Raw genomic sequence first — 24637 nt, 5'->3', positions numbered from 1 at the left:
GAATGGGTACATCAAAAAATGTCATGACGTCCATTCTGGAGCCCACCGAACCGCCGTGCGAGAATGGCGAAAATGCCAAGGGAGAGATCGCCGATGAAAGCGATGTATTACGATGCTTTCGAAAAGACGCCGGAGATCCGGACGCTGCCCGATCCGACGCCAAGCGAACAGGGCGTCGTCATCAAGGTCGAGGCAAGCGGGCTCTGCCGCAGCGACTGGCACGGTTGGATGGGACATGACCCGGATATCCGCCTGCCGCATGTCCCCGGTCACGAACTGGCGGGAACCATCGCGGCGACCGGGCGCGGGGCTGTGCGCTACAAGGTCGGCGACCGGGTAACCGTGCCCTTCGTATCCGGCTGCGGGCGCTGCGGCGAATGCCGCTCCGGCAACCAACAGGTCTGCGAGGCGCAGTTCCAGCCGGGCTTCACGCATTGGGGCTCCTTCGCCGAATATGTGGCGATCGATTTTGCCGACCAGAACCTCGTGCATTTGCCGGAAAGCATGGATTTTGCAACCGCCGCCAGCCTCGGCTGCCGTTTCGCCACCTCCTTCCGGGCAATCGCCGATCAGGCGCGCGTCAAGGGCGGCGAATGGGTGGCGGTGCACGGCTGCGGGGGCGTCGGCCTCTCGGCAATCATGATCGCCGCCGCACTCGGCGCCAATCCGATCGCGATCGACATTTCCGATGAGAAGCTGAGTTTCGCCCGCAAGCTCGGCGCCGTCGCCGCGATCAACGCCCGCGAGACGAAGGACGTCGCCGGCGCCGTCAAGGAGATTACGCAAGGCGGGGCGCATGTCTCGATCGACGCGCTCGGATCGCCCGTCACCTGCTTCAACTCGATCAAGAATCTCCGCCGCCGCGGCCGCCACGTGCAGGTGGGTCTGATGCTTGCGGAGCACGCGACGCCTCAGATCCCGATGGCGCAGGTGATCGGCCACGAGCTCGAAATCTACGGCAGCCACGGCATGCAGGCGTGGCGCTATGACGCGATGCTCGCGATGATCACCGCCGGCAAGCTCGATCCGCGAAGGCTGATCGGCCGGGAGATTTCGCTTGAGGAGGCGGTGCCGGCGCTGGTGGCGATGGACCGCGCCACCGATCTCGGCATCAGCGTCATCACACGGTTTTGAGGGCGGAGGATAAGGCCGCCCTCACCGCGCGGGGATTCCGATCGCCTCCCGGCGCTGCTATCCTTTTGCCGAGCAAGACGAATCAGGGAGGTTCCGTCATGGCGCTTGCGGCTCAAGCCACGGAAGGCGAACTCTACCGGCCCGTTCTCGGAGCCAACCCGGCGCATCCAAGCGGCTGGCCGGTGCGGGTGATCGTGAGTTCGCAGACGGAGGCGCGGCATAATCGCGGCCTCTGGGCGCCGACGCATCTCATCTCCATTCGTGCCCCCGCGACGCGGCTTCTATCGATGATTGAACTGCCGCCGGAGCGGCATCTGGAGCTTTTTTTCGGCGATGCCACGGACCCGGACGCGCCCGACGCGGCGCGCCCTGAGGCGATCGACGCGACATTCGCCTTCATCGACAGGCTGCCCCCAGATGCGCATCTTTTGATCCATTGTTTGAGAGGCATCGGGCGCTCGACGGCGCTAACGCTCGGCATTTTGGCGCGCTATGTGGCGCCGGAAAATGCCGCGGCCGAGCTTCACGCCCTTCGTCCCGAGGCCAAGCCGAACCGGCATGTGGTCGGGCTCTGCGACGCGGCGCTCGGCTTCAAGGGCAAGCTTGCCAAACAGGCGCTGCGCTTTCCGGCAAAGGTTTGGAAAGCTTGAACAATGGCAGCGGCGCCGGAGGCATTGTGCAGCGCACAAAGATTTGACATGATCCACGTAAAAGAAAAGGCGAAGGCAGAGCGCCGCCCGGCGCGTTGCCGCAGGCCTTGGTTCCGGCAGCCATTCGCGTAAGCGACCCCAGTTCGTGTTGCGCGCGCCGGACGGTGGATAGACGGGAGAGTTCGATGTCTCACGCGGCCTATGTCTTCGATGCCTATGGCACGCTTTTCGACGTACACGCCGCCGTGCGCCGGCATGCCGATGCGATCGGACCGGATGGACAGGCCTTTTCGGAACTCTGGCGCGCCAAGCAACTCGAATATTCCTGGGTGCGCTCGCTCATGGGCGCCTATGTCGATTTCTGGCAATTGACCGAGCAATCTCTCGACTACGCCTTCCAGCGCTTTCCCTCGGCCGATCCGAAGCTCAAGAAGCGGCTGCTCGATGCTTATTGGGCGCTCGACTGCTATCCGGAAGTTCCGGCCGTGCTCAAGGGGCTGAAGGAGCGGGGCGCCCGCATCGCGATTCTCTCAAACGGCTCCCCGGCCATGCTGGCCTCCGCGGTCAAGAACGCCGCGCTCGACATCATCATCGACGACGTTTTCTCGGTCGATTCCGTCAGGATGTTCAAAGCGGCGCCCGCCGTCTACGATCTCGTGACGACGAAATATCGGCTCTATCCGCGCGCTGTTTCGTTCCAGTCGTCGAACCGCTGGGATATTGCCGGTGCCACGAAATTCGGATTCCGCACGGTCTGGATCAACCGCGCCGATATGCCCGACGAATACAAGGATTATGGTCCATCGCTCATCCTTCCCTCACTCGAAAGCCTGCAGTTCGGCATTTGAAGGAGAACGCCGATGGCCTGGTCGGCGGCGCAATATGTGAAATTCGAGGATGAACGCACGCGCCCGGCGCGCGACCTTCTCGCCCAAGTGCCCGAGCTGCCGGAGGGACCCGTTTTCGATCTCGGTTGTGGCCCGGGAAATTCGACCGAGCTTCTCCTGGAACGCTTTCCCGGCAATAGGCTTGTGGGCATCGACAGCGACGAGGACATGTTGGCGGCCGCTCGCAGGCGGCTGCCCGATCTGCATTTCGAGAAGGCCGATCTTCAGGCGTGGGTGCCGCCGAAAGGAGCTGCGCTGTTCTTCGCCAACGCGGTCCTCCAATGGCTGCCGAGCCACATAGACATTCTCGAACGCCTTGTCGACGCATTGGCGCCCGGCGGCGCGCTCGCCGTGCAGATGCCCGACAATCTCGACGAGCCATCACATCTTCTGATGCAGGAAGCGGCCGAGGAACCCGCCTTCGTTGAGCACTATCGTGGCCAGGCGATCCGCCGGAAGCCCCTGCCCTCAGCGGAGACCTATGTCGAAAGGCTAGCCCCGAAAACGGCGCGGGTGGATGTCTGGCACACCGCCTATTACCATCCGCTCTCCAATGCGCATGCCATCGTCGAATGGGTGAAGGGAACGGGCTTGCGTCCCTATCTCGACGCCCTGCCCGCCGAGCGGCGCCCAGAATACCTCGCCACCTATGCCGAGAGGATAGCAAGGGCCTATCCGGCGATGGCCGACGGGCGCGTGCTGCTACGCTTTCCGCGCCTGTTTATCGTTGCGGTGAAGGCGCCTTGAATCCGACGACGACGGATGCGCCTTGAAGCCCCGGATGGACGCGACAAGTATAGGAGGATGTCTCTTCCCTTTCCGTCGCGACTTCACCCCGACGCGATCCTGATCAAGGAGTTCTCCATGCACGTAGTCAATTCCAACGGCGCCAACATCCCCGCCCTCGGCTTCGGTACTTTTCGTATGTCCGGGGCCGAGGTGCTGCGCGTGCTCCCGGAAGCCCTGAAGCTTGGCTTTCATCACGTGGATACGGCACAGATCTACGGCAACGAGGCTGAGGTCGGCGAGGCCATACATAGGTCCGGGATCCCACGCGCGGATATCTTCCTGACGACGAAGGTCTGGGTCGACAACTATCGCCACGATGCCTTCATCGCCTCCGTCGACGAGAGCCTCAGGAAGCTCAAGACAGATCATGTCGACCTCTTGCTTCTGCACTGGCCGGGCAGCGACGTGCCGATGGCCGAACGCGTCGGCGCGCTGAACGAGGTGCGCAAGGCCGGCAAGGTGCGCCATATCGGCGTCAGCAACTTCAACACGGCGCAGATGGAGGAAGCGGCGCGGCTGAGCGACGCGCCGATCGCGACCAATCAGGTGGAATACCATCCCTATCTCGATCAGACGAAAGTGCTGCAGACGGCGCGTCGGCTTGGAATGTCGCTGACCGCCTATTATGCCATGGCCAACGGCAAGGTCCCTTCCGATCCGCTGCTGAACGATATCGGCGCCCGCCACGGCAAGACGGCGGCGCAAGTGGTGCTGCGCTGGCTCGTACAGCAGCAGGACGTAATCGCGCTCTCCAAGACGGCGACGGAGGCGCGGCTTCAGGAGAACTTCGCCATCTTCGACTTTGCGCTGACGCGGGAGGAGATGGCGGCAATCCGTGGCCTCGCGAGACCAGACGGCCGGATCGTCAGCCCCCGGGGTCTCGCGCCGGAATGGGACCAAGCGGCCTGACGAATGCAGAGCACCCACCGGAGCGGGCCCGGTGGGTGCCTGAAAAGTCTTTCCCGCAAACCGGCCCGAGAGCCGATCAGACGAACTGGCTGAGCCCCGGAACGGAAGCGACCACCTCATCGACGACCTCGTCGCCTGCCTTTTCCTTGGCGAAGGCGATCGTCTCCTTGGCGAGCGCGGTGATCTCGCCCATGCCGAGGCCCTGGCTCATCAGCTGCTGGCCGAGCGCCATGACACCGCCGCCGCCGATCGCCGACATCAACCCGCCGAGAATGCCGCTGCCATTGCTGCCCTCGCCGTTGTACTGAGCGACCAGTTCCGGCGCGCCCGGGATCGCCTCTATCATCCTGGCGACCGGGCCTTCGGCCGCTTCACGTTGCAGGAAGCCGAGGATCATCCCCACTGCCTTCTCGGCCGTCGCGGGCTCGAGGCCGACATTTTCCGCCACGCGCGTGACCAGTTCACTCATGGAAATCTCCTCGCTGAATTTTGACGTTAACGTCAAGGTAAATGATCGATCCGGAAATGACAAGGGCGTCGACAAAGATCCAAAGCGATCCTGCAGCCGCCCTGCACTCCCTTCCGCTGCGTCCTAGATCATTTCATTGCTTCATCGAAACAGTGAAATGATCTAGCTCTTTGAAACTCCGCAATTCCGGACGGAAGACCGTTACACACTTTTCCTGGAATTGCTCTAAGCCATCGTTCCACGGACCTTCGCCGATGGCAACGGCACAAGCCTTCCTCCGCTTGCAGCCATGTTGCCGGGTGCAAGCGCACCGCCTATAACAGAAACGAGCGATGCTTCGATGACCGACTGTATGCGACATGCGGGAAATACCCGCTTTCATTAAGAAAAATCGATAAGACGGAGATGAAACCTCATGCTGCAGGAAGGCAAGCTCTACATCGGGACCAGCCGCAAGTCGGATGATTCGATCAACAAGCCCGAATATCTGGAACTCAAGTACGGCAACCGCCACGGGCTGATCACCGGCGCCACCGGCACCGGCAAGACGGTAACCCTGCAGATCCTTGCCGAGGGATTCTCGAATGCCGGCGTTCCGGTCTTCTGCGCCGACGTAAAAGGCGATCTTTCCGGCATCGGTGCGATGGGCGAGCCCAAGGACTTCCTGTTGAAGCGTGCCGAGCAGATCGGCCTCAAGCCCTACGATTTCCAGGAATTCCCGGTAATCTTCTGGGATCTCTACGGCGAGAAGGGCCACCGGGTCCGCACCACCGTTTCGGAGATGGGACCGCTTCTCCTGTCGCGGCTGATGAACGCCACGGACGCGCAGGAAGGCGTGCTGAACATCGCCTTCAAGATCGCCGATGAAGCCGGGCTGCCGCTTCTCGATCTCAAAGACCTGCAGGCGCTGCTCAACTATATGGGCGAGAATGCGAGCGAGCTCTCCAACCAGTTCGGCTTCATCTCGAAGTCTTCAGTCGGCTCGATCCAGCGCGAGCTTCTGATCCTCGAGCAGCAGGGGGCCGAGCACTTCTTCGGCGAACCGGCGCTGAAGATCACCGACATCATGCGCACGACGAATGATGGGCGCGGGGCGATCTCGGTGCTTGCCGCAGACAAGCTGATGATGAACCCGCGGCTTTATGCGACCTTCCTGCTCTGGCTGCTCTCGGAGCTCTTCGAGGAACTGCCGGAGATCGGCGACCCGGACAAGCCGAAGCTCGTCTTCTTCTTCGACGAAGCACATCTGCTTTTCAACGATGCGCCGAAGGTGCTCGTCGAGCGCGTCGAACAGGTGGTGCGCCTGATCCGCTCCAAGGGCGTCGGCGTCTATTTCGTGACCCAGAACCCGCTCGACGTACCGGAGACCGTGCTAGCGCAGCTCGGCAACCGCGTGCAGCATGCATTGCGCGCCTATTCGCCGCGCGAGCAGAAGGCGGTCAAGACGGCGGCTGACACGTTCCGCCCCAACCCGGACTTCAATTGTGCCGAGGTGATCACCAATCTCGGCACGGGAGAGGCTTTGGTCTCGACGTTGGAGGGCAAGGGCTCGCCGTCGATGGTCGAGCGGACATTGATCCGCCCGCCGGCCTCGCGCCTCGGCCCGCTGACGGAAGCCGAACGGCAGACCGTCATGAATGTCAGTCCGGTGCGCGGTCTCTACGACGAAGATTTCGACCGGGAATCGGCCTATGAGATGCTTGCGAAGCGCGCGGCCAAGGCCGCGGAACAGGCGGAAGCCGCTGAACAGGCCGAGCAACAGACAGCCGAAGAGACTTCGGGCCGCAGCCGTTGGACCCTGCCCGGCTTCGGCGACGACGCGGCCGAAGCGCCCTCCGACAAGCAGCCTCGGCGGCGATCCTCGGGTTACCAGCGAGAGACGGTCATGGAAGCCGCAATGAAGTCTGTGGCACGCACGGTTGCGACCCAGGTGGGACGGGCGCTGGTTCGCGGCATCCTCGGGAGTCTGAGGCGCTAGGACGGGCGGGAAATCCGAGCGCTGCAGCGACCGGCGCCTCTGACAGACGGATTGCACGACGGCCCGACTTGCGCCCCGCGCCTGTCGCCAGTCTAAGGAGGCCGGACCGCGGCTCGGCTCTCGACAATGTTGCCGAGAGGTGCCGCCGCCCCGAAAGGATCGACATGGAAGTCAAGGATTCGAACGGTGCCATCCTGGAGGATGGTGACAACGTCACGCTGATCAAGGATCTGAAGGTGAAGGGCACCTCCACGACGCTGAAGCGCGGCACCCTGGTCAAGGGCATTCGCTTGACGGACGATCCGGACGAAGTCGAATGCCGCGTGGAAAAGCTTAAGGGACTGGTGCTGCGTACAGAGTTTCTCAAGAAGGCCTGACGGCCGCACGCTCCTGCAGCGAGGCTATCGCCTGTCTGCATGTTTCGCCGATTTATGCTTTTTCACCCTCATCCATGTGCTCGTCACAGGGATCCGCCAGCGTCGCGTCCGCGGCGCGGAAGAGTCTTTTAGCCCAAGGATTTGGGCTGGCTGGCGTCCTGTGACAAGCACAGGACGAGGATCGGAGGAGAGCCTTCCCGTGCCGCAGTAGGCTGCTGTCATGTACTGTGGCGTCTGCAAGATGCGCGGCGCTGTAGGCCGGCCAAAGTTCCCCGCGGGGAACGAGCCCGGAGCATCACTCCGGGCTACAGCTTTTGGCAAGGTCTTCTGTCAAGCTACCGTCAATTTCACGTCGACATTGCCCCTTGTCGCGTGGCTGTACGGGCAAACGATATGCGCCTTCTGCACCAGATCCTCGAGCACGGCCTTGTCGACGCCCGGCGAAGAGATCTCCAGCGCCGCATCGATGTAGAAACCAGTGCCGTCGTCACGGGGGCCGATACCGACCGTGCCCGTCACCTTCGTGTCTTCGGGAAGCTTTACCTTCTCCTTGCCGGCGACGAATTTCAGGGCGCCGAGGAAGCATGCGGAATAGCCGGCGGCAAAGAGCTGCTCCGGGTTCGTGCCGCGCGCACCGTCGCCGCCGAGCTCCTTCGGTACGGTGAGGGTGACGTCGAGCACGCCGTCGGTGCTCTTGGCCTGGCCGGCGCGGCCGCCGGTTGCGGAAGCGGTGGTGCGATAGAGGATTGGCATGACAGTCTCCTTCTGCTCGGTTGTCGATAACCATCTGCATAGCGCAAAATTAAATTGCACGCAAATTAATTTTGCAAATTGCTTTACCTCTGTGAATTTGCGACAATGGCATCATGATCAGCAAAGCGGCAAAACTCGACGCTCTTCCCGATGAGGCGCTTACACTCGGCCAGCAACTCTGCTTTGCGGTCTATTCGGCGGCACATGCCTTCAACCGCACCTACAAGCCTCTGCTCGACCGCTTCGGGCTCACCTATCCGCAGTATCTCGTGCTGCTGGCGCTCTGGCAACAGGACAGCATGACCGTGAAGCGGATCGGTGAAGAGCTGGGCCTCGATTCGGGCACGCTTTCCCCCCTGCTCAAGCGGCTGGAGGCGGCGGGCTACGTCAGACGGATGCGCGATCCGGCCGATGAGCGGCAAGTCATCGTCAGTTTGACGGAGGGCGGTCGCCGATTGAAAACCGAGGCATTCACGATCCTTGCGGAGATCGGCAAGGCGACCGGCTGCAGCCTGGAAGAGGTCAGCGAACTGCGCGATGCGCTGCATCGGCTGACGCAGCGACTAGGCGCCAATAACCTAGAGAACTGAGCGCCGGGCAAGCAAGGGTCAGATGACGAGGATCGGCGCCTTGCCGCGCACGCGATCATAGAGATCGATCACGTCCTGGTTGAGCATGCGCACGCAACCGGACGAAACGGCCTTGCCGATCGATTGCCACTCCGGCGTGCCGTGGACGCGATAAAGCGTGTCCTGACCGTTCTGAAAAATGTAAAGCGCGCGCGACCCGAGCGGGTTGTCGAGCCCCGGAGGCATGCCGCCATTATCCGCCGAGAATTTCGCCAGTATCGGCTGCCGGGCGATCATCGTATCCGGCGGCGTCCATCTCGGCCACTTCTGCTTCCACTGGATCACGCCGCGACCAGACCAGGCGAAACCCTCGCGGCCAAGACCCACACCATATCGCGTCGCGCGGCCGCCCGATTGGACGTGGTACAAGTAGCGGTCAGCCGTATCGACGACGATCGTGCCAGGAGCCTCGCCGAACGGATCGCTCACGTCCTGGCGATAGAGGCGTGGGTCAAGCTGCCGATAGGGCACGGCCGGGATCAGAAAGCCGCCGTCTTCCTTCGCCGCGTAGATCTCCCCGTAATAGGCGTCCTGCGGCGGCAGGCCGATTGGCCCCTCTCCCACCGGACCTTCCAACAGGACTTCGCCATCCGGCGCGATCCAACGGCTCTCGAGCGCGGGATTGCGGAAGACCGGCATCGTTTGCTCGCGGAAACGGTCGGTGTTCATCGAAGAGGTGCAGCCCGCAAGCCCTGCGGAGGCGATTGCGAGTCCGGATGTGCGGAGAAACTGGCGTCGGGAAAAAACAGGCAGCGATGACATCGAACTCTAACGGGTTCCAAGTACGGCGAAGAGGTAAAGAGCGGCGCCACATGCGTCGGTACCCACATGCTCCGCCGGCGAATCAAGTCGAGATGGTCCCGGATTGAATCGCTCCGGAGCCATGTTGATGGTTACCGATAAGTCGCAGCGGGACGCAAGTGGAAACCGCTTGCTTAGCTTCTGCTTCGCATTAATGGCTGGAACCGAACTTGTGTCAGTAAACTTCCGATCACAATCATGGCATGGCTCGTACAACCGCTGACGACTTCAGATTCCGTCTGCGTCGCAGCCGGCTTGGCGCAGCAACGACTCGAATTCGTGGGCGGGCAGCGGGCGGCTGAAGAAATAGCCCTGGATCTCGTCGCAACCTGCCTTCTGCAGAAATTCGACCTGTGCCTGGGTCTCGACGCCCTCGGCGATCACGCGAAGGCCGAGCTTCTGTGCGAGCGAAATGATCGCCGAGGTGATTGCTATATCGTCGCCATCCGATGGGATGTCCGCGACGAAGGAGCGATCGATCTTCAGCCTTCGCACAGGGAACCGCTTCAGCGCGCTGAGGCTCGAATAGCCGGTGCCGAAATCATCGATCGCCAGATGCACGCCGATCGCCTCCAGTTCATGCATGGTGGCGATCGCCCCGGAAACGTCCTGCATGATCAGGCTTTCGGTCAATTCGAGCTCGAGGTACCGCGCCTCGAGGCCGGTTTCCTCCAATATCGCCGCCACGCGCTCCGCCCAGTTGCCTTCGCGGAACTGCCGGGCGGAAACATTCGCGCTGACAATCAATGGCGGCAGCCCCGCTTCCTGCCATGCCTTCAACTGACGGCAGGCAGCGCGCAGGACCCAATCACCGATCGGGACGATCAGTCCCGTCTCTTCGGCCAGCGGAATGAACGTCGCCGGCGATATGATGCCGCGCACCGGGTGCTTCCAGCGCAACAGCGCTTCGGCGGCGAATATGCGGCCGCTTTCGAGGCTCATTTGCGGCTGGAAATGCAGAAGGAATTCCTCGCGGGCAATTGCTTCCCGCAGTTCCTCCTGCCATTGCAGTTTCTCGTGCGCTCGCGCTGCCATCTCCTCGGTGAAGACCTGGAGATTGTTGCGGCCGATTTCCTTGGCGCGGTACATGGCCGTATCGGCATTGGCGAGCAGCTCGCTCACCGTCCTTCCCTGATCCGGGAAGCAGGCGACACCCATGCTGCAACTGACCTGCAGGCTGCGGCCCTGGAGCTGCACCGGCATGGCGATCTCCGCCCGGATATCCTCCAGGCGCGACAGCACGACGTCGCGCTCCTTCGGCAGGCCGTTCAGCAGAATGATGAATTCGTCGCCGCCCACGCGCACGACGAAATCGGATTTGCGCACGGCGGCCAGCATGCGCTGGGCCACCGCTTTCAAGAGTTCGTCACCGGCGGCATGGCCCAGGCTGTCATTGATTAGTTTGAAGTTGTCGAGATCGAGAAACGCGAGCACCGCCCACTGGTCCCGTCCGCGGATTGCGTCGAGCATGACGGTAACCTGGTCCTCGAAGAGGACGCGATTGGGCAGGCCCGTCAGGGAGTCGTGATGCGCCATGAAACCGATTCTGTCTTCGGCGCGCTTGCGCTCGATCGCGATCCCGGCCAGATGGGCGGCCATTGCGATCAGTTCCTGCTGCCGCTCGCTCGGCGCACCCACGTCGCGCGAATAGAGGGCGAAGGTGCCGAGCACCTTGCGCTCGCGCGAGAGAATCGGCGTCGACCAGCAGGACCGCAGACCGGAGGGCCTCAGAAGATGCGCGTAGTCCTGCCAAAGCGGATCGGCAAAAACATCGGAAACGACCACCTGTTCGCCGCGCCAGGCCGCCGTTCCGCAGGAGCCCGCCACCGGACCGATCTCGGCGCCATGGATCGCGGCGCAATAGCCCTCGTCGAGGTTCGGGGCTGCGCCGTGCAGAAGATGCCCGCCGTCATCCGAGAGGAGCAGGATCGACCCCCGAATGCCAGGCAACAGCGCTTCGATCAGCAGGATCAGCTCATCGAAGAATTCACCAAGCGGCTCACCCTTGGCGATCATTTCCAATAGGCGCGCCTGGCCTTCGAGCAGACGCTCTGCCTCCTTGCGGTCGCTGATATCGCGGGATATGCCGACGGTGCCGACGATCTTGCCGCTCTTGCTGCGCAATGGCACTTTCGAGGTCATCAGCCAGCGGTCGCGTCCCTTGGTCACGATTGCCCGCTCCTCGATGCCGAAGATCGGTTCGCCGGTCTCGATCACCCGCCGTTCAGTGTCGGCGACGGCCTGGGCGAATTCGTACGGGTGCAGGTCGAAATCGGTCTTGCCGACGAGATCCCGCAAGCTTTCAAGACTGTTATCGGCGACGGTCACGTCGTTGGCGATGAGAAAGCGCCCTTCGAGGTCCTTCGCATAGATGTAGTCCGGCACATGGTTGATCATCGTTTCCAGCCAGTAGTGGCGGTCGGCGATGTCGGGTTCGCGCGGGAAGATGCGCGCCACCTCTTCAGCCAGGCGATTGCCGGCATCGATCAGCCGGCGCGTCTCCAGATTGTCGCCGGCGTTCAGGGCGGCATAACGGGTGTTGCGGGACGTTTTCCTTGACAAGCACAGCCTCCGGGAGAGCGACGCTCGCTTAGGTTTAGTTGTGAGAAGTTATACTTCCCTAAACTCCCCAGCGAAAAATCGTCTAAAGGTTCTCCAGAGATGTCGCATCAAAAGATTTCATGCGCCTATCAATGGCGGCCGCTTTTGCCAACGGCGGCAATTGCTTAAGGGATCCATCAATCGCAAAACGGAGAGGTCGAGATGCTGACGATCTATGGAGTTTACCGCTCGCGCGCGTCGCGCAACTACTGGATGGCGCGCGAACTCGGCATTCCCTTCAAGTCGGTGCCGGTGATCCAGGCGCGCCGCCTCAGCGACCCGTTGGCGGCTGAGGCTCCTCTGAATACCAAATCGCCTGACTTCCTTGCCGTCAATCCGATGGGTCTCATCCCGGCAATCGAAGACGAAGGTTTGGTATTGACGGAATCGCTCGCCAACAATCTCTATCTCGCGCGCAAATACGGCGGGCCGCTGGCCCCGGCTGACATCGGCGAGGAAGGGCAGATCGGCAACTGGACCATGTGGGCGGCGACGGAGGTAGAGCCGCATGCGGTCAAGATCGTCCTTGCCTATGACAACGGCATCGAGAACACGCCCGAGGGCCGGGCACTGATCGGCACCTGCTCACAGTCTCTCGAAAAAGCCTTCGCCGTCCTTGAGAGGCACCTTGCCGGCCGCGACTACGTCGTCGGCGAGCGCTTCACGGTCGCCGACCTAAACCTGGCGGAGGTGTTCCGCTACACGATGAGCCAGGCCGCCCTCTTCGACAGGCACCCGCGCGTGAAGGCCTGGCTGGCGCGGTGCCAGTCGCGCCCCGCCTTCAAGGCGATGATGGAGGAACGGCTGAGGGAACCGGAATAGAGTCGAGCTCGCGCATTCCCTCTTCCACCTCCTCGCGCACCCATTGCTTGAATGCAATGACGGCCTTGCTTTCGCGTCGCGAAGCAGAGGTGACGAAGTAGTGAGCGAAGCCGGTCTTGGCACGGATGCCGAACGGCGCCACCAGACTGCCCTTCATCACCGCATAGCCGGCGAGCGTCTGCCAGGCAATCATCACGCCCTGGCCGGCAATGGCCGCATCGAGCGCGAGCGACGCATCGTTGAAGGTGTGGCGCACAGTCATCTGGGCGCCGGAAAGACCGGCTGCCTTCAGCCATACCTCCCACGAAAACATCGCATGCTCGTCGATCACGGCCGGCAACCTCAAAATGTCGGCCGGAACACGCAATCCCGCCGCGAGCGCCGGCGAGCAGACGGGAAAGACCTCCTGTTCGAGAAGCAGTTCGGAGCGCACACTCGGCCAGCCGCCCGCACCGACACGGATGGCGAGATCGACGTCGGACGTTTCGAGATTGGCAAGTCTCGTGGTCGCGTCGATTCTCAGCCGGATCTCCGGATGGCGCTCGGCGAAGCGGTTCAGCCGATAGACCAGCCAGCGAGCCGCAAAGACCGGCGCTACCGACACCGTCAATACCGACTCGTCGCGACGACGCACCTGCGCGACGGCTTCGGCGAGTTCCGCAAAAGCATTCGAGAGCCGCATCATGAGCGGGCGGGCGCTATCCGTTACCACGAGTCCGCGCGGCGAGCGCTCGAAGAGCGTACGCCCAAGCTGCGCCTCCGTCTTGGCAATCTGCTGACTGACGGCGCCGGGGGTCACGCCGAGTTCGTCGGCCGCGGCGGCGAGCGAACCCAGGCGACCCGCTGCCTCCGCCGCGCGTAGTCCGTTCAAATGGATCGTGTTCAGTTCCTTCATATAGTTTTTCTAAACTCAAGACCCGGCAATCTCAATTGTAAATTTGGCCAAACAGGCGAATGCTGCTGCTAGGCTCCTCAGCAGGCGAGCAAATGGCTACTAAGGTTTTCCCGCTCGTCCAACCGCAGTTTCGGCACCGTAGCGGCATCAGGAAGGATGACCCCATGCTGAAGTTTTTCTCTATATTCAAGCGCATCGGGCTCGCCTCTGACTACTCTACGGACGCGTCCGTCGACTGGCTGCGAGATCCTCTCCGGCATCCCGATCTCGCCCGTATGGATGAACGGGCACTTGCGGACCTGCCGTTTCCCCGGATGGCCATGGCGCGCGCTGCAGCGAGCGGGGCTTGCGACCACACGTGATCGGCGACGGCGGCTGAGCTATGATCCGCAACGTCCTTCCCGTTTGACCGAGGAAATCCATGACGGACGAGATGAAGCGTTCCTTCGAGCGCGTGCGGCGGCTGGCAGAAGCCGCGGGGCTACCAGAAATGACCGTCGGCACGTCCTATGGGACGCCGGCGCTACTCGTCAAAGGCAAGAGCTTCGTACGGATGAAGGACGCCGAAACGCTGGTGGTGATGTGTGCGCTCGAAGAAAAGGAGATGCTGGTGGAGCTCGATCCGTCGCTTTTCTTCGAGACCGACCATTATAAGGGATGGCCGGCGATGTTGGTCAGGCTCTCGGTCATCGACGACGAAGCGCTGACGCACCGGCTGATTGCCGCTTGGCGCCAAAAAGCGCCGAAACGGCTGGCGGACCGCTTCGACATCTCGAGCCCGACCTGACCCGCGGTATCATGACTGCACGACCGCCAGCACCTTGGCGACGGCCGGCCGCGCGGCCATTCGGTTGCGATGATCGAGGATCTTCGGGAAGCGCGCCGGATCGACGCCGTCCGCCTCGAGCCAACTAGCAATCGTGAAGAGATAGGGATCGGCGATCGAATAGTTTTCGCCCATCACGAAGGGGCCGGCGAACATCGCGCGCTCTATCAGATCGGAGCAAGCGGCCATATTCTGCGGCACCTTCGCCTTCATCGCCTCGTGCGCAGCCGGGTCATCGGCCCAGCGTGCCGCTCGCCGCGCATGAGCATGGGCGACATGCACCGTCGAGCAGAGGTAGCTCAGGAACGACTGCAGCCGCGCAAACTCGAACGGATCGTCGAGCGGCGCAAGCCGCGCCTCTGGAAAGCTCTGAGCTATATAGGCGAGGATGGCCGGTGTTTCGGTCAAGATGCCGCGATCGGTCACGAGCGCCGGCACCCTCCCCTTTGGATTGATGGCGAGATATTCGGGCTTCGTCTGCTCGGCCTTGGAAAAATCGATGCGATGCGCTTCATAGGCCGCTCCGGCCTCCTCGAGCGCGATATGCGAGGCAAGCGAACAGGTCCCGGGCGTATAAAACAGTTTCAGCATCGTTCTGCCTCAAGGTGGCGGCGCGGAAGCGCGAATTGCCTTTGCAGAAGAGATGAAATCGCCGCGATTGACAAGGGCGGAAGGTCCGGCGGCAATCCGCCGGACCCAGTGCTCAGGCGACCAGCGTACCGGCGCAGCCCGGCACGTCCTCAAGACGATAATAGACCGGAATGCCGCGCTCGCGCGCGATGCGCACGTCATTGTCCGCTCCCTTCGAGTCGCCGGGCAACCGCAGTACGGCGTCGCAAAGGGCGAGTAAGCGGCCGGCCACGGGATGAAAGATCTCCTCGTAGAGATCGTCGCCCACATGGCGCCCGCCCGCTGCATGCCACACCGGCAAGGCCACCCATTCGCCGATCATCGGTACGTGCCCAGCCTTGAAGAGCGCGTAAGACGGCTCCTCCAGACGCTTCAAGTTAGCCGCCATTTTCGACGGATCGTCGCCCGTACCCGAGCGGTAGGGTCCAGCAATCAGAATAAGCATGAATTTTCTCCGGTTTTTTGCACGAAAATTCCAGATATTTCTGGAAATATCATGAAGATTCATGCAATTTCGTGAAGAGTCAAGGAGGAATCAATGCTGACCACACAGAGACGAGCGATGATCTCGGCAAGACTTGCGCGCGACGGGCAGATCGTTGCAAAGGCGCTCGCCGACGAACTCGGCCTTTCGGAAGACACGATCCGTCGCGACCTCAGAGAAATGGCAGCCGAGGGCCTGTTGAAGCGGGTTCATGGAGGAGCCCTGCCGCTGACGCCGCCGCTTCCGGATTTTGCCACCCGCCAGGCTATCGCCGGCAACGTCAAGCGCCGGCTCGGCCGCCGCGCAGCGGAGCTCGTCAAGCCGGGTCAGGTCGTCTTTCTCGACGGCGGTACGACCAATGCGGAGATCGCCCGAGCTTTGGCGTACGACCTCCGCGTGACGATAGTCACGCATAGCCCGACGATCGCTGCAGAGCTCGAGCGTCATGATGCGGAGGTGGTCCTGATCGGCGGCCGGCTCTACAAGCACTCGATGGTGACGACCGGCGCAGCCGCACTCTCGGCAATCGAACAAATTCGGGCCGACATTTTCTTTCTCGGAGTCACCGCCATTCACCCTGCCCATGGGCTTTCGACCGGAGACTACGAGGAGGCGGCGATCAAGCGGGCGATCGCCCGGCATGCGGCTGAAACCTACGTGCTCGCCACGCCGGAGAAATTCGGCTCCGCCTCTCCCCACCGCATCATGAGCGTCGGCGAGCTCGCCGGCCTTGTCGTGCCCGCGGACATGGAAGCCGACCTTCTATTGCCTTATCAGGACGGTACCACCGCGCTGATCACGGCATAGCGAGACTTCCGAACGCTGCTGCATGTTTTCTTAAGGCGTGCGACCCTACAGGTCACGCGATAAAGGCCTCGGTCACGCGCACGTTGCCGACATGAATACGGTTCCAATTATGCATCGAGTGGTTGGCCTGAGCCATCAGCCCTGCGTGAACCTGCGGCTCGTCCGCGAAAAAGCGGGCGAGCGTCGCCGCGACCATCGCCTCGGCGGCCCGGGTCGTGCCGTCTTCGCATTTGATCGCGATGCCTATGCCCTTCTCCGGGATGGCGGCGCAGAAGACGCCCTCGGCACCGGTCTTGGCGAAAATGCGGCCGGGCGCGGTGTTCATGAGCCGCGTGCAGGCGCGCTTGGTGCCGGCGACATAGAAGGGTTCGGCCATGCAGGCATCGATCAGACGCTTCGAAGCGCGCGCCCGCTCCGCCCCAAGACCGGCACCCGTCGCCATCTTTGCAAAACCGTGGGCAAGCCCCTTCAGCGGTACCGCATAGGTCGGTATCGAGCAACCGTCGACGCCGCAATTGTCGCGCGCCAGGATTGCTCCGGTCAGGTCCTCCATGACCCCGCGAATTTCCTGCTGGATCGGATGATCGTAGCCGATGTAACCCCTAACTTCCGTGCCGGAATGGCAGCAGGCGCAGATGAAGCCGGCATGTTTGCCGGAGCAATTGTTGTGCAAGGCGCTCGGCTTCTCCAGCGAACGGGCCTGGCTGATGAGCGTCGCCTGGTCGGAAGACCAGTGGGCGCCGCATTCGAGCGCGCCGACGTCTCTGCCCGCCGCAGCCAGCATCTCGGCCGCGAGCGCCACGTGTTCGGGCTCGCCGGAGTGTGATGAACAGGCAAGCGCCAGCTCCTTGGCACCGAAGCGATAGGCGGCCGCGGCACCACTTTCTATGAGCGGCAGGGCCTGCATTGCCTTGCAGGCGGAACGCGGGAACACGGCGGCATCCGCCTCACCCAGCGAGAACAGCTCATTGCCGTCTCCATCGACGGCGACGACCATGCCACGGTGGCGGCTTTCGACCATGTTTCCGCGCGTCACTTCGACCAGAACGGGATTCGACATGCACTGCCCTCAAATTTCCATCATTGCTTGAGCGGAATGCGGGCAAAAGAAGCACCCACTTTCCTTATCCGCGTACTTCCGGCTATGCATCTATCAGGTTTCCACCGGCAGAAAAGACGTTGTCGATGAAATTCCTCCGCCGCCTCTTCCTCGCTTTCATCATCGTCTATCTGCTGCCAGCGCTTGCCTCGGCGGGACTATGGTACCTCAAGGACCGCCCGCAGAGCTGGCGGGAGGCGGATTGGTCGTCGGCCGGCATTCTGCCCGAGGCAGCGACGAAGCCGGACGCGGCGATTTACGTTTTCTCGGCGACGACGGGCGGCATGAAAGGCGCCGTGGCAAGCCACGCGTGGATCGTCACCAAGTACGAAGGAGCGCCGAGCTACAGTCGCTACGAGAAGGTGGGCTGGGGCCGTCCGATCCGGAAGAACGCCTATCCGGCCGACGCCCGCTGGTACTCGAACGAGCCGCGCTTGGTGGTATCGGTCACGGGCGAGCAAGCAGAGCGGCTCATTCCCAAGGTCGATCAGGCGATTGCCGCCTATCCCTATTCAGCGCCCGGCGCCTATCGCATCTGGCCGGGGCCGAACTCCAACACTTTCGTTGCCCATGTGCTGCGCTCCGTGCCCGAGCTCGACGCAGTGCTGCCGCCCGATGCCGTCGGCCGCAACTACCTGCCCGAGGGCAGGCTCTTCGAGGTCGATGCCGACGGGCTCGACGTCCATGCGACACTCTACGGCCTCGCCGGCATTTCTGCGGGCTGGCGCAGCGGCCTGGAACTGCATTTCATGGGCTTGGTGGCCGGGCTCGATATTGCAAGGCCCGGCCTCAAGATACCGGCCGTTGGCCGGCTCGGCATGTGAAGCGGCAGTTTAGAGCCTTTGATCGCGACACTTAATCTGGCCCTCAAAAAAGGAAAAGGGCCGCGCTCCGGCGACCCTTCCATGAGTTTTGGCCCTGGAATGGCCGGGCCCGAAGGCCCCAAGGAAGGCGGCAATCAAGCCAAGGGCTGCCTCGACTCCTTCACCTCTCCCATGTCCATTACGAGGTCCGAAATCTCATTAGACATTGGATCACCTTCCTTTCTGTTCGTTGACGTTGATTTAAACGTAAGCCTTCTTTGCGCCAATACAAGGGCGACTATCGTCTTATTGTCAGCCGACCCGCATCACGATCTTGCCTATATGGTCACCCTCTTCCATCAAGCGATGCGCGTCGGCGACTTTATCGAAAGACAGCACCGCATGGATCACCGGTGCGACCTTGCCCGCTTCCAACAGCGGCCAGACGCTTGATGCAAGCCCGTCTCGGATCGCCTGTTTCTCGGCAGACGTTCGCGGCCTGAGCAGCGATCCCATCACGTGCAGCCGCTTCGTGAGAATCGGCGCGATGCTGGCGCCTTCCACCCGCGCACCGCCGAGGAAAGCGATGATCGATAGACGCCCGTCCTTGGCGAGGCTGGCAATGTTGCGATCGAAGTAGCGCCCGCCGACCATGTCGAGAATGACATCTACGCCGCGCCCGCCGGTCTCCTCGAGCACGACGGCCTTGAAATCTTCCTCGCGATAGTTGATCGCCCGCTTCGCCCCGAGCGCCTCGCAGGCCGCGCACTTTGCCGCGTTGCCGGCGGTTGCGAAGACCTCCGCATCGAAGGCCTTGGCGAGCTGGATCGCCGTCGTGCCGATGCCGCTCGATCCGCCATGGACGAGAAACGTGTCACCCGCCTTCAAGCCGGCCATGTCGAAGACATTGGCCCAAACGGTGAAGAAGGTCTCCGGTAAGGCCGCCGCCTTCACCGCATCATAGCCTTTAGGCCAGGCAAGCACCTGTGTCGCAGGCACGGCGCAATATTCGGCATAGGCGCCACCATTGGCCAGCGCACAGACCTTGTCGCCAATCGAGAAGCCTGTCGCGCCCTCTCCGAGAGCGGCGACTTCGCCTGCAACTTCGAGCCCGAGGATCGGGCTCGCGCCGGGCGGCAGCGGATAGTCGCCCTTGCGTTGCAGCACATCCGGCCGGTTGATGCCGAAGGCTTCGACGCGGACCAGGATGTCTCCCGACTTCACCTGCGGCAGGGGCCCGCGCGCCAGAACCATATTCTCCGGTCCGCCCGGGGCTGGCAGGTCGACATAGTTCATCTCGGTCGGAAGGGTCATGGCGGCATCCTCAAAAGCAGAGCTCCGCCTATACCTACAGCCGGCTCGCCGCCCGCTCAATCCTGGCCAAGCCGTTCCAGCACGAGCCCGTCGTCGCTTGCCTTGGCACGCGCCTTTATCTCCGCGATCCGCTTGCTCACCGTCTGGCTGTCGGACAGGATGAATCCTTCCGGAAGCGCCAGCACGGCGATCGAGCAGCGCATCAGCGGGAAGTCCCTCGCGAGGCCGTCGCGGCCATGACCGCTAATGCCGCCTGCCGCCTGGTGCTCCGGCGTGTAGAGCTGGCGCACATCCAGCCGGAAATCGTCGACGAGACGCATAAGGACCGCACGGATCTCCTCTTCGGTAAAGCCGCTGACGCCGATGAAGAAGTCGTCGCCGCCGACATGGCCCAGGAACTTCTCCTCGCCTATGAAATGACGCCGCAGGAGCGCCGCGAACAGGGTGATCGCGAGATCGCCCTTCTGGAAGCCGTAGGTGTCATTGAACGGTTTGAAATCGTCGAAATCGCAGTAGCAGAAATAGCGCGCCTCATCGCCGTCGAGGATGGCGTGCTGGACGTAATCGCGGATGGCGCGATTGCCTGGAAGGCCGGTCAGCGGGTTCTGCTCCTGCGCCATCTTCAACTGCTTCTCGTTGATGATCTTCAGGAGCGAGGAGGCCGAAAGTATGCCCGCATAGCGCATGTTTTCCGTCAGGATGACGCAGTCGCTGCCGTCCATGCCGGCAAAGATCTTCAGCATCTCGTCGGCCGGGGTGTCGAGGTCGGCAATCGGTGCCGGCGTGACGAAGTGCGAGATGCGGCGCTGATAGATGCGGTTCTTCAGAAGGTCGCGGCCAAAGGGATGATAGATCATCTCCTTCACATGGTATTCGTGCAGGATGCCGCGTGGCTCGCCATTCGCGTTCAGCACGGGAAAGAAGGCCTGGCGCGGGTTGCGGCGGAAAAGGTCGAAAACCGAATCGAGATCGTCGCTTTCCCTGACGGCGGGAAGCTGCTCGATCTCCTTCCTGATCAGGATGCTGTCGAGCGTCGACGAGGGGCGTGTGCCGCCGAGGGGTTCCAGATGCGGGTAGACCGGCTGCAGCTCGATGAGATGCGTCGTCGGACGGGCGACGAAATAGCCTTGCATCAGATCACAACCAAGATCGCGGCAGACGAGAAACTCCGCCTCCGTCTCCACGCCCTCGGCAATCACCCGCGTGCCGAGGACATGGGCCATGTTGACCGTGTGGCGAACGAGATGGCGCTTGCGCGAGTCCTTGTCGATCTCTGCAATGAAATGCCGGTCGATCTTCACATAGTCGACCGGCTGGTCGCAGAGCAGTTTCAGACCGTTGAAGCCGGCGCCAAAATCATCGATCGCCAGTTTGAAGCCGGCAAGCCGCAACTGCCGCACCAGCGCGGAGAAATCCGGCATCTTGCCGCTGTCGAAGCGTTCCGACAGCTCGAAACAAATGGAGGACGGGGCAATGTTGGAACGCTTCAAATGGTTGACGAGGCGCTCGACGATGTCCCCCTCGCCGCCGACGAGGCGCGAATCGAAATTGAGGAACAGCGTGCGCGCGGAGAAATCCGGAAGCGTTGCAAAGGCAGCGACCGCACGGCTGTTGATCAGGTGCTCGAGTGCCAGCAACTGCCCCGCGCCCTCGGCCTTGTCGAGCAGCTCGAGCGGCGAGGCAAAGCCCAGGCGCTCGAATCCCCGTACCAGAGACTCGTAGCCGAAGACCGCCCCGGTCGTCGCCTCCACGATTGGCTGAAAAGCGTTTTCGATCACGAGTTTGGCAAGCGTTATGATCTGGTCGTCGCCGAAGCGGCGAAGCGACAGGACTTCTGCGGGGGCGGCCGACATGCCGGGCTCCAGGGAAAAGATATACGGACGCGCGCCAGCATCGAAGTCAAGCGTCAACGAAATCTTTCGCGAATGTGAAAGTTTGATGAAGGTTCGGCGCTCGAAGTAGAGCGCGCCGAACCGCACTCGCTCGGGTTGCGGCGATTGTGCGCGGCTGACCGCTCAGCCCCTCACAAGAACGCCGAAGGCGATCGAAGCAAGCCCTTGCATGACGAGATCGACTGCCAGGAACAGCCCGAGGATCCAGAGGCTGTTGACCGGCCAGCCGGCCGCGATGACGAGGCCGGCGATGAAGGTGATGATCCCGCCGACGACCATCCAGCCCCAGCCGCCGAGCGGCCGAAGCTTGAAGCCGACCCAGATGCGGAAGCAACCGGCGACGATCAGCGCCACCGCCAACAGGAACGTCAAGACCGAAGAGGCGAGCAGAGGGTTGATGAAGGCGAAGAGACCCGCCGCAGCGTAGAAGGCACCGCTCAGCACCCAATAGAGGACGCTTTCCCAGCCCCTGACCTGAAAGGCATGAGCGAGATTGAGCAGGCCGCCGATCAGCATAATGATGCCGACATAATAGACGGATGCGACCGTCGCCATCAGCAGGTTGCCGAAGGCTACGCCGCCGAACATGATCAGCAGCACCCCCAGCGCGACGAACCATCCCCATTTTCCAGCAACAGCCTCCCTGCCGGCCAGATCGAACATGTGGGCCATTTTCAACCTCCAGTGCTGCAGGCAAGCACGATCTCCACCCGATGATTGAGCCGGATTTCCAAGCAAAAAGAAAGGGAAAAAGCGGAAAATTTTTATTGATTGATGAGTCAATCAAAAATAAACTGATGATCGCCAAGGAGTTCTAGCATGCCGAAAATCGGAATGGAGCCGGTACGCCGCAAGGCGTTGGTCGATGCAGCGCTGCGCGTGATCGGCGATCAGGGTACGCTTTCCGTCACGATGTCCGACATCGCGCGGACAGCAGGCGTTTCGCCCGCGCTCGCGCATCACTATTTCGGCAGCAAGGAGCAATTGCTGATCGCGACGATCCGCAGCCTGCTCGGCAAGCTGCGCGAGGACGCGGTGAGTGCGCTGAAGGCTGCGGCGACGCCGCGCGAAAAGGTGAGCGCGCTGATCCGCATCAGCTTCCGCGCCGATCAATTCGCGCCCGAAACCGTCGCCGCCTGGCTCGCCTTCTACTCCGAAGCGCAGCGGTCCGAGGAGGTCCGCCGGCTCCTCGTCATCTATGCGCGGCGACTGCGCTCCAATCTGCTGGCAAGCCTAAAGGCGCTTTGCCCGGCCGATGACGCGGAACGCCTCGCCGAGGGCGCGGCCGCGATGATCGACGGGCTTTACATTCGGCAAAGTCTGAAATCGGCGCCGATCAGCATCGAGGCTTCGATCGCATTGACGGAAGATTATGTGAATGCGCATTTGCGGGCGCGCAACAGTGAAGACTGCCCCTCTCCTCGGGTTTAACCCGAGGACTAGCCCTCTCCCCGCTTGCGGGGAGAGGGTGACGGCAGCCGGATGAGGGGCAGCCGCCTGCACGCGCGTAATGAGCACAAGACAAATCGAACATCGAGGACCTGACAACGTGACCGCCGCGAAGCCGAATATTCTGATCATCATGGTGGACCAATTGAACGGGAAGCTCTTTCCCGACGGCCCCGCCGCGTTTCTGCATGCGCCGAACCTTAAGGCGCTGGCCGCGCGTTCGGCGCGCTTCCGCAACAATTATACGTCGTCTCCCTTGTGTGCTCCGGCGCGAGCGTCCTTTATGGCCGGGCAATTGCCTAGCCGTACCCGCGTCTATGACAATGCGGCGGAATACCAATCCTCGATCCCGACCTATGCGCATCACCTGCGCCGCGCCGGCTACTACACCGCTCTTTCCGGCAAGATGCATTTCGTCGGGCCGGACCAGTTGCACGGCTTCGAAGAGCGGCTGACGACGGACATCTATCCGGCCGATTTCGGCTGGACGCCGGACTATCGCAAGCCCGGCGAGCGCATCGACTGGTGGTATCACAATCTCGGCTCGGTGACCGGCGCAGGCGTCGCCGAAATTACCAACCAGATGGAATATGACGACGAAGTGGCGTTTCTGGCGAACCAGAAGCTCTATCAACTCGCGCGCGAGAACGATGACGACGGCCGGCGGCCCTGGTGCCTCACCGTCTCCTTCACCCACCCGCACGACCCCTACGTGGCACGCCGCAAGTTCTGGGATCTCTACGAAAATTGCGAGCACCTGTTGCCGGAAGTCGGCACCATCCCGCTCGAGGAGCAGGACCCGCATTCGCAGCGCATCATGTTCTCCTGCGACTACAAGAACTTCGACGTGACAGAAGAAAACATCCGCCGTTCGCGCCGCGCCTATTTCGCCAATATCTCCTACCTCGACGAGAAGATCGGCGAGCTGATCGACACGCTCACGCGCACGAGGATGCTCGACGACACGCTCATCCTCTTCTGCTCCGACCACGGCGACATGCTCGGCGAGCGCGGCCTCTGGTTCAAGATGAACTTCTTCGAGGGTTCGGCGCGCGTGCCGCTGATGATTGCCGGACCGGGTGTGACAGCCGGCCTGCATCTGGCGCCGACGTCGAACCTCGACGTGACGCCGACATTGGCCGATCTCGCCGGCATTTCGATGGGCGAGGTGAAGCCCTGGACCGACGGCGTCAGCCTCGTTCCGATGATCAACGGCGCGGAGCGCACGGAGCCGGTGCTGATGGAATATGCGGCGGAGGCTTCCTACGCCCCGCTCGTCGCCATCCGCGAGGGCAAGTGGAAATATATTCACTGCGCGCTCGACCCGGACCAGCTCTACGACCTCGAAGCCGATCCGTTGGAACTGACCAATCTCGCGGCGCATCCGCGCGGCCCCGTCGATCAGGCGACGCTCACTGCCTTCCGCGACATGCGCGCCGCGCATTGGGACATGGAGGCCTTCGATGCCGCCGTGCGCGAAAGTCAAGCGCGGCGCTGGGTGGTCTACGAGGCGCTCCGGAACGGCGCCTATTACCCCTGGGACCACCAGCCGCTGCAGAAGGCATCCGAACGCTACATGCGCAACCACATGAATCTCGACAATCTCGAGGAATCCAAACGCTATCCGCGGGGAGAATAA

General features: G+C 62.3%; 26 protein-coding genes. 15 read left to right on the top strand and 11 right to left on the bottom strand.

Annotated features, from left to right (window positions below):
• Window positions 1–93: 93 nt before the first annotated feature.
• From AYK65_RS04910 to AYK65_RS04890, 5 genes are all read left to right on the top strand, one after another.
• Window positions 94–1134: a zinc-dependent alcohol dehydrogenase family protein gene (locus AYK65_RS04910; protein ID WP_026612797.1), complete on the top strand. Its 1041-nt coding sequence runs from the start codon at window positions 94–96 to the stop codon at window positions 1132–1134.
• A 98-nt stretch (window positions 1135–1232) separates the two neighbouring features.
• Window positions 1233–1784: a phosphatase gene (locus AYK65_RS04905; protein ID WP_026612798.1), complete on the top strand. Its 552-nt coding sequence runs from the start codon at window positions 1233–1235 to the stop codon at window positions 1782–1784.
• A gap of 185 nt (window positions 1785–1969) precedes the next feature.
• On the top strand, window positions 1970–2632 hold the full coding sequence (locus tag AYK65_RS04900) for a haloacid dehalogenase type II (RefSeq protein WP_026612799.1): 663 nt from the start codon (window positions 1970–1972) through the stop codon (window positions 2630–2632).
• Window positions 2633–2644: 12 nt separating this feature from the next.
• A complete protein-coding gene (gene tam, locus AYK65_RS04895; protein WP_026612800.1) occupies window positions 2645–3418 on the top strand; it encodes a trans-aconitate 2-methyltransferase in 774 nt (257 codons plus the stop codon).
• A gap of 117 nt (window positions 3419–3535) precedes the next feature.
• Window positions 3536–4369, top strand: a complete 834-nt coding sequence (locus tag AYK65_RS04890) for an aldo/keto reductase (RefSeq protein ID WP_046118559.1) — start codon at window positions 3536–3538, stop codon at window positions 4367–4369.
• A gap of 76 nt (window positions 4370–4445) precedes the next feature.
• Here AYK65_RS04890 and AYK65_RS04885 read toward each other — a convergent pair whose 3' ends face one another.
• On the bottom strand, window positions 4446–4838 hold the full coding sequence (locus AYK65_RS04885) for a hypothetical protein (protein ID WP_046118418.1): 393 nt from the start codon (window positions 4836–4838) through the stop codon (window positions 4446–4448).
• Window positions 4839–5253: 415 nt separating this feature from the next.
• Between AYK65_RS04885 and AYK65_RS04880 the strand changes: the two genes are divergently transcribed.
• Together AYK65_RS04880 and AYK65_RS04875 are read left to right on the top strand one after the other, a co-directional pair.
• Window positions 5254–6816 carry a helicase HerA-like C-terminal domain-containing protein gene (locus AYK65_RS04880; RefSeq protein ID WP_046118419.1) on the top strand — a complete coding sequence of 521 codons (1563 nt, stop codon included), beginning with the start codon at window positions 5254–5256 and terminating at the stop codon, window positions 6814–6816.
• Between the two features lie 164 nt (window positions 6817–6980).
• Window positions 6981–7193 (top strand): alkylphosphonate utilization protein, encoded by a 213-nt coding sequence (locus tag AYK65_RS04875; protein WP_081157983.1) that lies wholly within the window; start codon window positions 6981–6983, stop codon window positions 7191–7193.
• Between the two features lie 330 nt (window positions 7194–7523).
• On the opposite strand, the gene AYK65_RS04870 is transcribed toward AYK65_RS04875, so the two are convergent.
• Complete coding sequence (locus AYK65_RS04870) at window positions 7524–7946, bottom strand: organic hydroperoxide resistance protein (protein WP_026612805.1); 423 nt, start codon at window positions 7944–7946, stop codon at window positions 7524–7526.
• 113 nt (window positions 7947–8059) lie between these two features.
• Here AYK65_RS04870 and AYK65_RS04865 point away from each other — a divergent pair, with 113 nt between their 5' ends.
• Window positions 8060–8536, top strand: a complete 477-nt coding sequence (locus AYK65_RS04865) for a MarR family winged helix-turn-helix transcriptional regulator (RefSeq protein WP_026612806.1) — start codon at window positions 8060–8062, stop codon at window positions 8534–8536.
• 18 nt (window positions 8537–8554) lie between these two features.
• On the opposite strand, the gene AYK65_RS04860 is transcribed toward AYK65_RS04865, so the two are convergent.
• Both AYK65_RS04860 and AYK65_RS04855 read right to left on the bottom strand, forming a co-directional pair.
• The gene (locus tag AYK65_RS04860) at window positions 8555–9337 is read right to left on the bottom strand and encodes a L,D-transpeptidase family protein (RefSeq protein ID WP_034884876.1); all 783 of its coding nucleotides are present in this window, start codon (window positions 9335–9337) and stop codon (window positions 8555–8557) included.
• A gap of 267 nt (window positions 9338–9604) precedes the next feature.
• A complete protein-coding gene (locus AYK65_RS04855; protein WP_046118421.1) occupies window positions 9605–11938 on the bottom strand; it encodes a bifunctional diguanylate cyclase/phosphodiesterase in 2334 nt (777 codons plus the stop codon).
• 201 nt (window positions 11939–12139) lie between these two features.
• Here AYK65_RS04855 and AYK65_RS04850 point away from each other — a divergent pair, with 201 nt between their 5' ends.
• Entirely contained in the window at window positions 12140–12799 is a 660-nt protein-coding gene (locus tag AYK65_RS04850) for a glutathione S-transferase family protein (RefSeq protein WP_046118422.1), read from the top strand.
• Here AYK65_RS04850 and AYK65_RS04845 read toward each other — a convergent pair.
• The gene (locus AYK65_RS04845; protein WP_026612809.1) at window positions 12759–13694 is read right to left on the bottom strand and encodes a LysR substrate-binding domain-containing protein; all 936 of its coding nucleotides are present in this window, start codon (window positions 13692–13694) and stop codon (window positions 12759–12761) included. The genes AYK65_RS04850 and AYK65_RS04845 overlap by 41 nt on opposite strands.
• Window positions 13695–13858: 164 nt before the next feature.
• On the opposite strand from AYK65_RS04845, the gene AYK65_RS04840 reads away from it, so the two are divergent.
• Both AYK65_RS04840 and AYK65_RS04835 read left to right on the top strand, forming a co-directional pair.
• Window positions 13859–14056, top strand: a complete 198-nt coding sequence (locus AYK65_RS04840) for a hypothetical protein (protein ID WP_026612810.1) — start codon at window positions 13859–13861, stop codon at window positions 14054–14056.
• A 59-nt stretch (window positions 14057–14115) separates the two neighbouring features.
• On the top strand, window positions 14116–14481 hold the full coding sequence (locus AYK65_RS04835) for an MmcQ/YjbR family DNA-binding protein (RefSeq protein WP_026612811.1): 366 nt from the start codon (window positions 14116–14118) through the stop codon (window positions 14479–14481).
• A 9-nt stretch (window positions 14482–14490) separates the two neighbouring features.
• On the opposite strand, the gene AYK65_RS04830 is transcribed toward AYK65_RS04835, so the two are convergent.
• Both AYK65_RS04830 and AYK65_RS04825 read right to left on the bottom strand, forming a co-directional pair.
• Window positions 14491–15111 carry a glutathione S-transferase family protein gene (locus AYK65_RS04830; protein WP_026612812.1) on the bottom strand — a complete coding sequence of 207 codons (621 nt, stop codon included), beginning with the start codon at window positions 15109–15111 and terminating at the stop codon, window positions 14491–14493.
• 112 nt (window positions 15112–15223) lie between these two features.
• Window positions 15224–15595: a hypothetical protein gene (locus tag AYK65_RS04825; RefSeq protein ID WP_026612813.1), complete on the bottom strand. Its 372-nt coding sequence runs from the start codon at window positions 15593–15595 to the stop codon at window positions 15224–15226.
• A gap of 93 nt (window positions 15596–15688) precedes the next feature.
• Between AYK65_RS04825 and AYK65_RS04820 the strand changes: the two genes are divergently transcribed.
• A complete protein-coding gene (locus tag AYK65_RS04820; RefSeq protein WP_026612814.1) occupies window positions 15689–16441 on the top strand; it encodes a DeoR/GlpR family DNA-binding transcription regulator in 753 nt (250 codons plus the stop codon).
• A 52-nt stretch (window positions 16442–16493) separates the two neighbouring features.
• Here the strand turns inward: AYK65_RS04820 and AYK65_RS04815 are convergent, their stop codons facing one another.
• Window positions 16494–17501: an asparaginase gene (locus tag AYK65_RS04815; protein ID WP_026612815.1), complete on the bottom strand. Its 1008-nt coding sequence runs from the start codon at window positions 17499–17501 to the stop codon at window positions 16494–16496.
• 125 nt (window positions 17502–17626) lie between these two features.
• On the opposite strand from AYK65_RS04815, the gene AYK65_RS04810 reads away from it, so the two are divergent.
• Entirely contained in the window at window positions 17627–18364 is a 738-nt protein-coding gene (locus AYK65_RS04810; RefSeq protein WP_026612816.1) for a DUF3750 domain-containing protein, read from the top strand.
• A gap of 291 nt (window positions 18365–18655) precedes the next feature.
• Here the strand turns inward: AYK65_RS04810 and AYK65_RS04805 are convergent, their stop codons facing one another.
• The 3 genes from AYK65_RS04805 to AYK65_RS04795 all read right to left on the bottom strand — a co-directional run bounded on the left by AYK65_RS04805 (window position 18656) and on the right by AYK65_RS04795 (window position 22221).
• Window positions 18656–19657 (bottom strand): NAD(P)H-quinone oxidoreductase, encoded by a 1002-nt coding sequence (locus tag AYK65_RS04805; RefSeq protein ID WP_026612817.1) that lies wholly within the window; start codon window positions 19655–19657, stop codon window positions 18656–18658.
• A 56-nt stretch (window positions 19658–19713) separates the two neighbouring features.
• The gene (locus tag AYK65_RS04800; protein ID WP_026612818.1) at window positions 19714–21510 is read right to left on the bottom strand and encodes a bifunctional diguanylate cyclase/phosphodiesterase; all 1797 of its coding nucleotides are present in this window, start codon (window positions 21508–21510) and stop codon (window positions 19714–19716) included.
• A 162-nt stretch (window positions 21511–21672) separates the two neighbouring features.
• Window positions 21673–22221 (bottom strand): HdeD family acid-resistance protein, encoded by a 549-nt coding sequence (locus AYK65_RS04795; protein WP_046118424.1) that lies wholly within the window; start codon window positions 22219–22221, stop codon window positions 21673–21675.
• A 147-nt stretch (window positions 22222–22368) separates the two neighbouring features.
• On the opposite strand from AYK65_RS04795, the gene betI reads away from it, so the two are divergent.
• A complete protein-coding gene (gene betI / locus AYK65_RS04790) occupies window positions 22369–22980 on the top strand; it encodes a transcriptional regulator BetI (protein WP_081157982.1) in 612 nt (203 codons plus the stop codon).
• 118 nt (window positions 22981–23098) lie between these two features.
• Window positions 23099–24637, top strand: coding sequence for a choline-sulfatase (gene betC / locus AYK65_RS04785; protein WP_046118426.1), 1539 nt, complete (start codon window positions 23099–23101; stop codon window positions 24635–24637).

It is taken from the genome of Ensifer aridi (assembly GCF_002078505.1).
Classification (GTDB): Bacteria; Pseudomonadota; Alphaproteobacteria; order Rhizobiales; family Rhizobiaceae; genus Sinorhizobium; species Sinorhizobium aridi.
This window is presented reverse-complemented; position numbering and strand designations above follow the sequence as displayed.